The organism is Parvibaculum sp. (assembly GCF_049651025.1).
Taxonomy (GTDB): domain Bacteria; phylum Pseudomonadota; class Alphaproteobacteria; order Parvibaculales; family Parvibaculaceae; genus Parvibaculum.
Genome location: NZ_JBASBH010000058.1, coordinates 43,179 through 56,679 on the forward strand (window position 1 = coordinate 43,179; position 13,501 = coordinate 56,679).

Below are 13,501 nucleotides of genomic sequence, written 5' to 3' on the forward strand. Positions count from 1 at the left end.
CTTGTCCCGGGGTCCAGGACCGCTCGCTCGGAGTTTGTTGCTCTGGATCCCGGGACAAGCCCGGGGTGACAGCAGTTGATTGAACAGGAAACCGGCAATGAATCTCGCCAAACCGCGCCTCGATGTCGGCCTCTTCACCAACCGCCTCGAGGCGATGCTCGCCTTCTATCAGAACGAGATCGGCCTGCCCTTCGACCATCTGCTGCCGCTGGGCAATGGCCGCCAGCAGCATCGCCACGACATGCTCGGCTCAGTGCTGAAAATCAACGCATCACGCGAGCCGGTCGCCGAGACACCGGCTGCGGGCTATCGCGAGCTGATGATTGCGCGTGAAGGCTTGCTCGGACCAAAGCACCTGACCGATCCGGACGGCAATGCTGTGACGCTGGTGCCGCCGGGCCTCTTTGGCATCACACGCATCGGCATGAAGCTCGCCGTGCGCGATATCGCCGCTCACCGCCGCTTCTATGCTCTCGCCATGGGCTTGCCCGACGTGCCGGAAGAAGGCGGCGCATCGTTTTATTGCGGCGACAGCGTGATCCTCATCGAGGAAGCGAAAGACGCGCCCGCCGACGCGTCAATTCAGGGAACCGGCTTTCGTTATCTGACGGTTCAGGTTTTCAAGACCGACGAGGAACATGCGGGCATCCTCGCCCATGGCGGGCGCGAAGGTCAGGCGCCGCAGACATTGGGCGATATCGCGCGCATCTCGTTCATCCGCGACCCCGACGGGAACTGGATAGAGATATCCCAGCGCGCCTCGCTTGTCGGCGCGCTGGAATAATCCGCTCAGCGCTTGTTCATCCGGCGCCGCAGCTCGTCGGGCACGAACATGCCGTCGCTGATATTATCGGCGTGAAAGTCGATGCCCTTCTCCTCGTTTTTCAGATTCTGAATGACATAGCGTCCTTCCACGAGATCGTAGACGGCATCCGACGCGTTGAAGCAGGTCGGCACATCGTAATACTGAATGATGTGCGCCTCCTGTACGCGCCACAATCCGCCACGCGCATCGTAAAGCTCGCCGCCGACCATATTGCCGCCATCCTCATCGAAATAGGCGACGCGGCGATGATAGACATGCCGTTCCGTCGGCTTCAGATTTGCCTCGACCGCCCAGACGCGATGCTTTTCATAGCGGACATAATCCTGATTGATATGCCCGGCCTTGATGATGTCGGCATATTTCAGATTCGGCGCGCTGAGCTTGTAGGAATTGTAAGCGACATAGCGCTCTTCCTTGCCGAGCACGGTCCAGTTGTAGTGATCGAGCGGGCCGCTAAAGACGTCGAAACTGTCGGCCGTCGACATGGCGTCCGAATAGATTTGCGGATTGTCATAGGCAACCGCGCTGGTGCGCTGCACGCGCGGCGCGGAGTTGGTATTGCCTGTCGTATATTGCCATGAGCGCCGCTCGCCCTTCTTGGGATCGACAGTCTCATGCACAAGAAGCAACTGGCCCGCGCGCCGCGCCGGTGCGAGCGTCTCCTGAATATAACGAACGGAAACGTTGCCAAGCTGCTCGAAAGATTTGTTCGTTGGCGATGCATAATCGAAAAGCGCTTCGTCCTTCACGATGATGGGTGTGAAAGACCCCGTCCTTGTCGGCGCCGCCGACGCGAATGTGCGGGCGAGCTTGTAGCCGCGATAGCGCAGATTATGGTTCCAGACGATTTCATAGGCGTCGAAAGGAAGCGGATAAGGCATGCCCATCAGCACGCCGGAAAGACTGTCCCCGCCGCCGCCAAGGCTTGCCGTCGTCGCATTCTTGCGCGTTGCATCGTAGACGGATTGCGGCAATGCGCAGGTCCGGCGCGACTGGTAAACGTTGAGCTTGTAATCGGGATAGGTCGCGAGCATGGCCTTCTGGCCGGGTGTCAGCATGTCCGCATATTTATCGGCGCTGGACTTGTCGATCGTGAAGAGAACCGGGTCTGACGCGAAGGGATCGGGATAACGGCCGTCGCCCTTGAAGCCGATGCCGTCCGGCGCCTTGTCGAGGCCGCCCGTCCAGGCCGGTATCGACCCATCCGCGTTCCCGGCCTTTTCCGCGCCAACGGGCGTCAGGTCCTGCCCGAGCCGCGCGGCTGCCGCCTCCGGCACTCCGGCCTGAACCGCCGCTATGCCCGCGACCGACGCCAGCATCCCTCCCGCCGTAACAACGGCAACCCACTTCGATACGCTCACTGGACTCCCCCCAAATTGATTAAGTAGTTTTACTAAGTCTGGCCCATACTCAATAAAAGGGATAGCCGCTTCGAGCCTTCGCAATTGCAAAACAGACGAAGCGGTCCGACGGGGGAATAAACAAGATCGTCCACGAATGAAGAAGGTCCGTGGACACCGGGGGGAATTTTCGTGCGGTTAGTCGAGTTGATCGTCTTCAAGGGCCGGATCCTGATCCTTGCCCTGCTGGCGGCGTTCACCGTTGTCATGGGCTACTACGCCCTGCAACTGAAGATGGATGCCGGCTTTCTGAAACAGGTGCCGACGCGGCACGAATATGTGCAGACCTTCCTGAAATATCAGGATGAGGTGCCCGGCGCGAATCTGGTTCTCGTCGCCGTCACCGCGCGCGAAGGCACCATCTGGAATGCCGCATTCCTGAAACGCCTCTATGAAGTGACCGAGGAAGTCACCTTCCTGCCCGGCGTGCGGCGCACGACCGTGCTCTCGCTCTGGTCGCCGACGACGCGCGTCACGGAGAACACCGAGGAAGGCATCAACTCCTATCCGGTCATCCCCGGCAACGTGACTGCCAACACACTCACCAATGCGGATGCGCTGCTCATCCGCGACCGGGCGCTCAATGGCGGTCATCAGGGCTTTCTGATTTCGAACGACCAGAAGGCCGCCCTCATCATTGCCGAGCTGCAGGAGATCGACCCTGTCACCAAGGGAAAGCTCGACTATCTCGACCTGTCGAGTCGCCTCGAAAAGCAGGTCCGCGAAAAATTCGAGGACGACAAGACCGAAATCGAAATCGTCGGCTTTGCGAAATTCATCGGCGACATAGCCGACGGCGCCAGCATGGTGGTGGTCTTCTTCGGACTTGCCTTCGTGCTGACGGCGCTCGCCGTCTATTATTACATTCGTTCGGTGCAGCTCACCTTCCTTGCCGTCTTCTGCTCGCTCGTTTCGGTCGTCTGGCAGTTCGGCCTTCTGCATCTTCTCGATCGCGGCCTTGATCCGCTTGCAGTGCTTGTGCCCTTTCTCGTCTATGCGATCGGCGTCAGCCACGGCGTGCAACAGATCAACATGATCGCCGCGCAGATCAGCACAGGCCAATCGTCGAACGAGGCGGCGCGGGCGACTTTCCGCGGCCTCCTCGTTCCCGGCTCGCTTGCGCTGCTGACCGATCTCGTCGGCTTTGCGACGCTCTACCTGATCCCCATCGAGGTCATTCAGGATCTGGCCGTCATGGCCTCGCTCGGCGTGGCGCTGAAAATCGTCACCAACCTCATCATGCTGCCGCTGCTCGCCTCCTACCTGCCGCATGATCCGGAATATGCGGAGAAATACATACGGCTGAAGCGAACGCCGGAGCGGATCATGCGCTTCATTGCGCGCATCGCCCGGCCGCGTAATTCCATGGTCATGCTCGTGGTGTTTGTCGGCCTGCTCGGCCTCGCCGCGCATGAAACGAGACAACGCCACATCGGCGACCTGACGCCCGGCTTTTCCGAGCTATGGCCCGATGCGCGGTACAACCGCGACATCGCAGACATTGTCGAGCGCTTCTCCATTTCCGCCGACGCGCTCATCGTGGTCGTCGAGACCCCCGCCGATGGCTGCATCGACTACAAGACAATGCATCTCGTCGATCGCTTCTCCTGGTATATGCGCAATGTGGACGGCGTGAATTCGGTCCGCTCCCTGCCGACATCGGTGCGCGATACGGTGGCGATCTGGCGCGAGGGCAATCTGAAATGGGTGGGCCTGCCGCGTTCGCAACAAGAACTCATCCAGATGACCGCGCCTTACGACCCAAGCACCGGCCTTCTCAACGAGGCCTGCACCGTGCTGCCTGTCGTCGTCTACATGAACGACCATAAGGCGGCGTCCATCGACGGCGTGATCGCGGCGGTAAAGCACTTTCAGGCCACCGACCCTGAAGCCCTATCGCGCAAGGACGTGAACTTCCGCCTCGCCATGGGCGGCATCGGCATCATGGCGGCAACGAATGACGTCATCGCCGAGAACGAATTTCCGATGCTCTTCTGGGTCTATGCCGCAATCATCATCCTTGTCTGGCTCGCCTATCGCGACTGGCGCGCCATCGTCTGTTGCTGCATGCCGCTGCTGCTCGCAACCTTCCTCGGCTACTGGTTCATGACCGCGCTGGATATCGGCCTGAAGGTCTCGACGCTGCCCGTCCTAGTGCTCGCAACCGGCATCGGCGTCGACTACTCCTTCTATATCTACAGCCGGTTGCAGATATTTCTCGATGAGGGCATGGGCATGAGCGATGCCTATTCGCTCGCCCTTCAACAGATCGGCGTCGCTGTCGTCTTCACCGGCCTGACCCTCTCCGTCGGCGTCTCGACATGGGCTTTTTCGGGGCTGAAGCTGCAAGCCGACATGGGCCTGCTTCTCTCCTTCATGTTCCTCATCAACATGATCGCGGCGATTTTCTTCCTGCCTGCCTTCGCCGTGACGCTGGACCGATACTTTCCGAAAAAGCGGCGCAAACTCGACTGAGGCCGACAATCGGTTAAACTGCAAGAAACGCGACATTCGAAAACGCCGGGAGGCCGCCTTGCTCAAAGTCTATCACGCGCCCAATACGCGCTCGATCCGCGTCCTCTGGCTGCTGGAGGAACTCGGCACGCCTTATGAAAAAGAGACGGTCGAGTTCGATCCGAAATATCTGCAATCCGACGCCTATCTCGCCATCAACCCACTCGGGAAACTGCCTGCCATCAACGACAACGGCCTGATGCTCAATGAATCGGGCGCAATCGTGCAATATATTCTCGCAAAACATGCAGGCAGCCACCTTGAGCCGAAGCTGGGCACGCCGGTCTACGGCAAATATCTGCAATGGCTGCATTTCGCCGAAGCGACCTTCATGCCGCCGGTCAGCCTCATCATCCAGCATACGTTTCGCAAGCCACCCGAAGAGCGCGTCGCAAGCGTCGTGACCGATGCACAAGCCGCATTGAAAAAGGTGCTGACGCTGCTAGATAAGGAATTGGCGACGAAGCCCTTCATCTGCGGCAATGAGTTCACGGCGGCCGATATCATGCTTGGCTATGACCTCTTCCTCTGCAATCTGATCCGCGTTCCTCTCGCCGAATACGCAAATATTTCTGCCTATTTCGACAGGCTGTCGTCGCGGCCCGGCTTTCAGAAAGCCAGCGGCAAATAGATTTCGGAGAGACGCTCATGAGTGGCATCAGGATAAACCGCATCGCCGGCGCGCTTGGCGCAGAAATCGAGGGCGTCGATCTCTCGCAAGACCTTAGCAATGAGGCCTTCACCAGCATCCATCAGGCGTTTCTCGACAATCAGGTGATCTTCTTCCGCAACCAGACGCTGACGCATGAGCAGCACAAGAATTTCGCCCGCCGCTTCGGGACATTGAATATCCACCCTTACGTCAAGGGCATGGACGGACATCCCGAGATCATGAAGATCGTCAAGGAGCGTGACGACAAGGTGAATTTCGGCGGCGGCTGGCATTCGGACATGTCGTTCCTCGAGCATCCTGCACTGGGCTCGCTCCTCTACGCCAAGGAAGTGCCGCCCTATGGCGGCGATACGCTTTGGGCAAACCAGTATCTGGCCTATGAAACCCTGTCCGACGGCATGAAGAAGATGCTGGGCGGGCTGACGGCGATCCACACCGCCAAGGGCGAATATAGCGAGCGCGGTCACTCGGCGCAGAAGCGCTCCTCGATGGAAGTCAAACTCGCGGGCGACGATGTGCCCTCCTACGAGCACCCCGTCGTGCGGACGCATCCCGAAACCGGCCGCAAGGCGCTTTACGTCAACATGGCTTTCACCGAGAAGTTCTCAGGGATGACGCGCCGCGAAAGCCTGCCGCTGCTCAAATTCCTCTTCGAGCATTGCACGCAGGAAGGCTTCACCTGCCGCTTCCGCTGGACGAACGACACGCTCGCCTTCTGGGACAATCGTTGCACGCAGCATTTTGCGCTGAACGACTATCATGGCCACCGCCGCCATATGGAACGTGTGACCGTGAACGGCGACAAGCCCTTCTGAAACAACCACGCGCCGCATTTTCCCCTTTGAAACGCCGATAGCGCCATGCATCATCGGCGCAAAGTCGCTCCTGCTTCGAGGCAGAGAGCTGCGTCGTTGCGGGGGAAAGTGGATATGGGTGGAACTACATTCGCACGCGCGCGGAAAAACGCGCTCGCCACATTTGCATTCGCGCTGACGGCGCTGCTCGCGCCGCATCTCGCCCATGCCGAAGCGCCCGGCCTGCCGCCTGTCAGCGACCCGGAAGCGCGCGGCGCCGCAATCGCCGCCGAAAACGACGCGCGCGACAGAGGCTGGGGCGATGCCCGCGCCGACATGAAAATGGTGCTGACAAACGCCTCGGGTGAAACGAGCGAGCGGGCGCTGCGTTTCATGATGCTGGAAAACACCGATCGCAGCGATGGCGACTGGAGCCTGATGACCTTCGAGCGTCCGCGCGACATTGAAGGCACGGCGCTTCTCACCTATTCGCACATCAAGGACGCGGACGACCAGTGGCTTTATCTGCCGACCGTCAAGCGCGTGAAGCGTATTTCATCGACCAACAAATCCGGCCCATTTGTCGGCAGCGAATTCGCATTCGAGGACTTCTCGACGCAGCAAGTCGGCAAGTTCGCCTATAAATGGCTGAAGGACGAAGCCTGCGGCGACCGCACCTGCCATGTCATCGAGCGCAAGCCGCTCTATGAAGATTCCGGCTATACCCGCGAAACCGTCTGGGTCGACACGACCGATTATCAGTTCCGCAAGATCGACTATTACGACCGCAAAGACACGCTCCTGAAGACGCTGACCTATCAGAACTATGCGCTTTACGAGAACAAGTTCTGGCGGCCGGGCGAACTCGACATGGTCAACCACGAAAGCGGCAAGACGACGAAGCTCATCTGGGAGGGCTACAAGTTCCGCACCGGCCTGACCAAGGATGACTTCACGACGGCAAGTCTGGAGCGGGCGCGCTAGAGCGGGATCGAGTAAGGGTCTAATTATTTTTGCCGCATCATAGGGCTGGGGAATTGGGGCGCAGGAGTTTTTCGATCGGGCAGATGGCCGCGCTGATGGCTGCCACGGCGCTTGTTGCGCCGGGCGTGGCGAGCGCTTCGGATCTGGGCCTGCGCGGTTCGATAGAACCTGAGTTCCGCGTTTTTACGCAATCGCCGAGCAACCAGCGCCAGACCAACAGCGATCTCTCCATCGCGGGCGAACTCACCGCAAAATATATATGGGGCGACGGTCAGTCTCTCGTCGCAACGCCTTTCGCGCGCCTCGACCAGCGCGACCATCGTCGCACCCACTGGGACTTGCGCGAAGCGCGCTATGCCTATGCAACCGGCAATTGGGAAATCCGCGCCGGTATCGACAAGGTGTTCTGGGGCGTGACGGAAGCGGTGCATCTCATCGATATCGTCAATCAAGTCGATATCATCGAAGACCCGGTGAAACAGGAAACCCGCCTCGGCCAGCCCATGCTGCGCATCCGGACGACGCAAAGCTTCGGCACCTTCGACGCGTTCCTGCTGCCCTATTTCCGCGAGCGTAACTTCCCCGGCGCGGACGGCCGCCCGGCAACCGATATCCCGGTCGACACGGATCTCGCGCGTTACGAAAGCTCGCGCAAGCAGCGCCATATAGACGGCGCCTTCCGTTATTCGAATAATTTCGGCGATATCGACCTCGGCCTTTCCTATTTCCAGGGCACGGGGCGCGATCCGATCCTGCAACCGGCGCTGAGCAAGGACGGCGACCTCGTACTCTCGCCCTTCTACGCACAGATCAAGCAAGGCTCGATCGACGTGCAGGCGACGAAGGGCGCGTGGCTCTACAAATTCGAAGGCTATTGGCGGCGCGAACTCGGCCGCGAATATGGCGCGGCGACGGGCGGCATCGAATACACATTTTATGGCATCGCCGGTACGCAGGGCGATCTTGGCGTCGTCGCGGAATATGCGCTGGACAGCCGCGGCCTCGTCGCGCGGGCGCCATATGAGAATGACGGCTTCCTCGCTTTGCGCTGGACGGCCAATGACGAAGCCTCGACCAGCCTGCTCGGCGGCGCGGTGATCGACGCGGAGACGGGCGCGCTCGGCTTCCGCTTCAAGGGCGAGCGCCGCCTCGGCAGCGATTATCGTGTTTCGGCGGAAGCCTATTTCTTCGGCAATGTTCCGCGTCAGGACCCCGTCTACAATATTGCAGACGACAATTACCTGCAGCTCCGCATCGCGCGTTTCTTCTGAACGCTATTCGGCAGGCGCAACCTGCGCCTGCGCCGCCCGGCTCGCCTGCCACGTCTTGACCATGAGATAGACCGTCGGCACGACGAAGAGCGTCAGCAATGTGCCAAAGCTCATGCCGCCGACAATCACCCAGCCGATCGCCTTGCGGCTCTCGGCACCCGCGCCGGAGCTTAGCGCAAGCGGCATGGCGCCGAGCACCATCGCGCCCGTCGTCATCAGGATGGGCCGCAGCCGGAGCCCTGCCGCCTCGACAACCGCTTCCATGATGCTCCTGCCCTGAGCACGAAGCTGGTTTGAGAACTCGACGATCAGAATGCCGTGCTTGGTGATGAGGCCGACAAGTGTGATGAGACCGACCTGACTGTAAATATTGAGCGTCGTGCCGGTGATCAGCAGCATGGCCAGCGCGCCTGCAATCGAAAGCGGGACGCTGATCATGATGATGAGCGGATCGAGAAAGCTTTCAAACTGCGCGGCGAGAACGAGATAGATGAAAAGGATCGCGAGCATGAAGGTTGCCGCAAGCGTTCCCGACGACTTGATGAATTCGCGCATCTCGCCATCGACGTCTGTCTTCACGGTGCTCGGCAGAACTTCCGCGCTGACCTTCTGCATGAATATCAGCGCCTCGCCAATCGAATAGCCGGGCGCGAGGTTTGCCGTGATGGTCGCCGAACGAAACTGGTTGAAGTGATTGAGCGAATCCGGCGCGACGGTTTCCTTCACCTCCACAAGGTTTGAAAGCTGCACCATCCGGCCATCGCCCGCGCGCACGTAAATGCCGGAAATGTCGCTCGGCGAGCGGCGGTCTTCATCGCCGACCTGCACGATGACGTCATATTGCTTGCCGTTCTGTTCAAAGCGCGTGACCTTGCGCCCGCCAAGAAAGGTTTCGAGCGTGCGGCCAACAGTCGAAATGTCGATGCCCGCATCGATCACCTTGTCGCGATTGACCTGAATGTCGATCTGCGGCTTGTCGAGATGAAGATCCGTGTCGGGGAAAATGAAGTTCTGATTTTCCCTCATCTTGTGCATGAAGGCGCTGACATATTCTTCCAGCTCGTCGTAAGTGCCCGATGTCTGGATGACGAACTGAACCGGCTGCGATCTCGAACTCTGGCCAAGCGACGGCGGATTGATGCCGACAGCCATGATGCCCGGAATATTCCACAGCTTGTCGCTGATCGACTGAATGATTTCCTTCTGGCTGCGCTTGCGCTCGCTCCAGGGCTCCAGACGCGAGAAGGAGATGAGATTGGTGATCTGCGGGAAACCGGCGACCACGAGATAGCCCGTCACTTCGGGCACCTGCGCAATGATCTTTTCGATCTCGCGTGTGTAGCGCAACGTGTAGTCGATCGTCGCGCCTTCGGGCGCACGGCCCGCGACGAGCAGCATGCCGCGATCTTCAATCGGTGCGAGTTCCTGATTGAGCATCTTGTAAAGCCCGACGCAGGAGATGGCGACGCCGACCGCGACCAAAACGACGAGGCGACGGCGCGACAGGACGGTTTCAAGCGTCCGCTTGTAAGCCGCATCCAGCCAGTCGAGCTTGTCGCCGAGAAACTTGTCAACCCGCCCGGCAGACGGATTGTGCCGCAGCAGTCGCGAGCAAAGCATCGGCGTCAATGTCAGCGCCATGATGCCCGAGACGACAACGGCGGCGGCAAGCGTCAATGCGAATTCGAGAAACAGCTTGCCGGTGCGGCCTGTCGCGAATGCAATCGGCGTATAGACGGCGGCAAGCGTCAGCGTCATCGAAATGACGGCGAATGTGATTTCGCGTGACCCCTTGATGGCGGCCGCAATCGGCTCCATGCCCTCTTCGATATGGCGGAAGATGTTTTCGAGCACGACGATGGCGTCGTCGACCACAAGACCGATCGCCAGCACCATCGACAGAAGCGTCAGCGTATTGATGCTGAAGCCCAGCGCAAACATGACGCCGAAAGTGCCGATCAGCGAAATCGGAATGGTGACGACGGGAATGAACGACGCCCGCACCGTGCGCAGGAAGAAGAAGATGACGAGCACGACGAGCACGATGGCCTCGCCGATTGTCTCGTAAACCGACTTGATGGATTCATCGATGAAGATCGACGTGTCGTAACCGACATTGGCCGTCATGCCCGCAGGCAAGGTCGGCGCAAGCCGTTCCAGCTCCGCACGAACGCCTTTCGACACCTCGAGCGGATTGGCTGTCGCCTGCTTGATGATGCCGATGGAGATCGACGGCGTGCCGTTATAAGTGGCCGCGCGGCGTTTCTCGGCAGCGTCGATTTCCACCTTGGCCACGTCGCTGAGGCGCACCTGAAAACCGCCCGCCTGCTTCACGACGATTTTGCCGAACTCTTCCGGCGTCTTCAGCGCGGTCTTTGCCAGAACGGTGAATTCGCGATCATGGCTTTCGATACGACCGGAGGGAATTTCCGCATTCTGCTGGCGGATCGCGGTCTCGACGTCCTGCGCCGTCAGATTGTAGGCGGCGAGACGCGCACGATCGACCCAGATGCGCATCGAATAAAGACGCTCACCGAAAATCACCACCTGCGCGACGCCCGGCTGGTTCTGAAGCTGGTTCTTCACGACGCGGTCGAGATAATCCGTCATGTCGAGTTCCGACATGCGGTCGCTCAAAAAGGCGACGAACATGATCGGCTGCGCATCGGCCTCAACCTTGGCAATGATCGGCTCGTCGATTTCATCAGGCAACATGCCGCGCACGCGGCCCACGCGGTCGCGCACATCGCTCGCGGCGACGTTAGGATCGGTCTCGAGTGTGAAGCGCGCCGTCACCTGGCTCTGCTCGGGGCGGCTGGCGGACGAAAGAATTTCGATGCCTTCGATGCCTGCAATCGACTCTTCAAGCGGCTGCGTCACCTCGCGTTCGATGACCGACGCGCTGGCGCCCCGATAGGTCGTCGTGATCGTGACGACCGGTTCGTCAATGGCTGGATATTCGCGTATCGCAAGGCGCTCGTAGGAGACGATGCCGATCAGCATGAGGATAAGCGCAACGACGGTCGCAAAAACCGGGCGGCGAATGAAGAGTTCTGAAAGATGCATGATGCCTGCCTCAGCTTTTCGGAGCTGGGGACGCGGCTTCGGCAATCGGAACAACGGGCTCGCCGTCGCGCACCTTGATCTGCCCCGCAGTCACCACGATGTCTCCCGCCGCAATGCCCGAGAGAATTTCAACCTCGCCTGACAATCTCTCGCCGATCTCCACCGGGCGCAGCTCGGCGTGAGGCCCCTTCTCGCCGCCATTAATCACAACGAAGACGGCCTTGCCGCCGGTCTTCTGCGGAACGATCGCGCTTTCGGGCAGCACGATAGAGTTGCGCACCAGGGTGACGATACTGACGCGGCCGAAAAGACCCGGCCGGAGCTTGCCCTGCTCATTGGGCAGCACGGCGCGAACGCTGATGGCGCGGCCCGCCACATCGACAACAGGGTCGATGGCGGCGATGACGCCCTTGAAGCTCTCGCCCGGCAAGGCATCGACCGTGACGCTCACTTCCTGATCCTTGCGGATCTGCGTGAGGAAGACTTCAGAAACGCGGAAATCGATGCGCAGATTGTCGACATCGGCAAGCGTCGCAATCGGCGAACCCGCCTTCAGATATTGACCGAGGCTGACCTGCCTCAAGCCGATGATCCCCGTGAAGGGCGCCTTGATATTCGCCTTGTCGAGATCGGCCTGCGCTGCCGCGAGATCGGCCTCGGCCGAACGCCTGTCGTTCAGAGCCTCATCAAGCGCGCGCTCGGTGCCCGAGCCTTGCTTGCGCAACCGCTCGGCACGATCGAAATTCGCGCGCGTCAATGTCAGCCGCGCCTGCGTCTGCATGAGCCGCGCCTTCAGCGATCCGGAATCGAGCGAGATGATGGTGTCGCCCTTGTTGAGGCGTTGCCCATCCGTGAAGTCGATGCTGGTGACGACGCCATCGATCTCGGGGCTGACGACGATGGACTGATCCGCATCGAGCGAACCCAGCGCCGTGAGCTTCACCTGCACATCGCGCGCGCTCGCCGCAACCGTCTCGACGGTGGATGGCGGCGGCCCGTCCTGGTGATGGCCGCCCGTCTGGCGCCAAAGGACAAGTGCGACCAGCACAACACCAACGGCAAGCCCTGCAGCGATGCGGGTTTTTTTCATATTCAGCATGTAAACCTGATGAAACGGCTCTCGCCGCGCCAACCCCTAAAACGCCACTAAACAAGCCTGCAATTGCCAGCACACGGAATACCAGAGCATGGCATCCCACCCGATTGAAACCGTGCACGTCGCAGTTGAACCTTTATATCTTCACATAAGTCATTTCATTCGGCAGGAAAATGGCAAATTGCCAGCATTTGCCGCCGATAAAATCTTATCCGGGCCGACAGATTTCAGGCACCGAACCGGCGCAGCCTTGCACCTTATGGTGCAAATGCCAATTGACGCCTAAGCTCCCGGCAAATCCAACAAGGCGAGATACATGCACCGCTACGGCTCCGAGGTCCTTCATTTCATCACCGGGCTCGGAGATCAGGCGGTCGTGCTGCCCTTCGTGCTGATCGTCGCCGTCACGCTCGCAGCGGCTGGCGCGCGACGCGAGGCGCTCTATTGGTGCATCGCGATCTTTGCCGCCCTGTCGACGACGCTTGCGGCAAAGCTGATCTTCCTTCCCTGCGGCCACCTGTTTCCGCAACTGGAACTGCGCAGCCCGAGCGGACATGCGGCAGCCGCCATCGCCGCATATGGCGGCTTTGCCGTGCTATGGGCGAAACTCGCAACAGGCCGCCTGCGCCTCGTCCTTGTCTCGGCCGCGATACTTGGCGGCCTCGGCATCGCAATGTCGCGCGTCCTGATCGGCGTCCATACGGTGCCGGAGGTCGTGTTCGGCTGCTTCATTGGTTCGATCGCGCCGGGCATCCTGTCCCTGCTCGAACGCCGCGAGACGGTGGCCACGCCCAAACCATCGCTACTTTTGCTGCTGGTGCCGCCCGTGCTCGTCGCGCTGCTTCACGGCACATCGCTGCCCATTGAACAGAGGATC

At 60.1% G+C, this 13,501-nt stretch carries 10 protein-coding genes; 7 read left to right on the forward strand and 3 right to left on the reverse strand.

All coding sequences use genetic code 11. The annotated features are described in order from the left end of the window. Window positions 1-97: 97 nt before the first annotated feature. Complete coding sequence (locus tag WA943_RS07470) at window positions 98-784, forward strand: VOC family protein (protein WP_424469235.1); 687 nt, start codon at window positions 98-100, stop codon at window positions 782-784. A gap of 5 nt (window positions 785-789) precedes the next feature. Here the strand turns inward: WA943_RS07470 and WA943_RS07475 are convergent, their stop codons facing one another. Then, on the reverse strand, window positions 790-2,187 hold the full coding sequence (locus WA943_RS07475; RefSeq protein ID WP_424469236.1) for a DUF1329 domain-containing protein: 1,398 nt from the start codon (window positions 2,185-2,187) through the stop codon (window positions 790-792). Between the two features lie 171 nt (window positions 2,188-2,358). On the opposite strand from WA943_RS07475, the gene WA943_RS07480 reads away from it, so the two are divergent. The 5 genes from WA943_RS07480 (at window position 2,359) to WA943_RS07500 (ending at window position 8,462) form a co-directional block, all read left to right on the forward strand. Continuing rightward, window positions 2,359-4,701, forward strand: a complete 2,343-nt coding sequence (locus WA943_RS07480) for an efflux RND transporter permease subunit (RefSeq protein ID WP_424469237.1) — start codon at window positions 2,359-2,361, stop codon at window positions 4,699-4,701. Between the two features lie 58 nt (window positions 4,702-4,759). Next, complete coding sequence (locus tag WA943_RS07485) at window positions 4,760-5,371, forward strand: glutathione S-transferase family protein (protein ID WP_424469238.1); 612 nt, start codon at window positions 4,760-4,762, stop codon at window positions 5,369-5,371. A gap of 17 nt (window positions 5,372-5,388) precedes the next feature. Then, the gene (locus WA943_RS07490) at window positions 5,389-6,228 is read left to right on the forward strand and encodes a TauD/TfdA dioxygenase family protein (RefSeq protein WP_424469239.1); all 840 of its coding nucleotides are present in this window, start codon (window positions 5,389-5,391) and stop codon (window positions 6,226-6,228) included. Between the two features lie 114 nt (window positions 6,229-6,342). Further along, entirely contained in the window at window positions 6,343-7,191 is an 849-nt protein-coding gene (locus WA943_RS07495) for an outer membrane lipoprotein-sorting protein (protein ID WP_424469240.1), read from the forward strand. 95 nt (window positions 7,192-7,286) lie between these two features. After that, the gene (locus tag WA943_RS07500) at window positions 7,287-8,462 is read left to right on the forward strand and encodes a hypothetical protein (protein WP_424469241.1); all 1,176 of its coding nucleotides are present in this window, start codon (window positions 7,287-7,289) and stop codon (window positions 8,460-8,462) included. Window positions 8,463-8,465: 3 nt separating this feature from the next. On the opposite strand, the gene WA943_RS07505 is transcribed toward WA943_RS07500, so the two are convergent. Continuing rightward, window positions 8,466-11,528, reverse strand: coding sequence for an efflux RND transporter permease subunit (locus tag WA943_RS07505; protein WP_424469242.1), 3,063 nt, complete (start codon window positions 11,526-11,528; stop codon window positions 8,466-8,468). A 10-nt stretch (window positions 11,529-11,538) separates the two neighbouring features. Continuing rightward, window positions 11,539-12,627 carry an efflux RND transporter periplasmic adaptor subunit gene (locus WA943_RS07510; RefSeq protein WP_424469243.1) on the reverse strand — a complete coding sequence of 363 codons (1,089 nt, stop codon included), beginning with the start codon at window positions 12,625-12,627 and terminating at the stop codon, window positions 11,539-11,541. A 313-nt stretch (window positions 12,628-12,940) separates the two neighbouring features. Here WA943_RS07510 and WA943_RS07515 point away from each other — a divergent pair. Continuing rightward, the coding region (locus WA943_RS07515; protein WP_424469244.1) for a phosphatase PAP2 family protein at window positions 12,941-13,501 on the forward strand (561 nt) is incomplete at its 3' end.

What these genes read in the sequence shown, in the direction of transcription:
- WA943_RS07470 (WP_424469235.1), top strand. Translation starts at nt 98, where the DNA reads ATGAATCTCGCCAAACCGCGCCTCGATGTCGGCCTCTTCACCAACCGC.
- WA943_RS07490 (WP_424469239.1), top strand. Translation starts at nt 5,389, where the DNA reads ATGAGTGGCATCAGGATAAACCGCATCGCCGGCGCGCTTGGCGCAGAA.
- WA943_RS07495 (WP_424469240.1), top strand. Translation starts at nt 6,343, where the DNA reads ATGGGTGGAACTACATTCGCACGCGCGCGGAAAAACGCGCTCGCCACA.
- WA943_RS07500 (WP_424469241.1), top strand. Translation starts at nt 7,287, where the DNA reads ATGGCTGCCACGGCGCTTGTTGCGCCGGGCGTGGCGAGCGCTTCGGAT.
- WA943_RS07505 (WP_424469242.1), bottom strand. Translation starts at nt 11,528, where the DNA reads ATGCATCTTTCAGAACTCTTCATTCGCCGCCCGGTTTTTGCGACCGTC.
- WA943_RS07510 (WP_424469243.1), bottom strand. Translation starts at nt 12,627, where the DNA reads ATGCTGAATATGAAAAAAACCCGCATCGCTGCAGGGCTTGCCGTTGGT.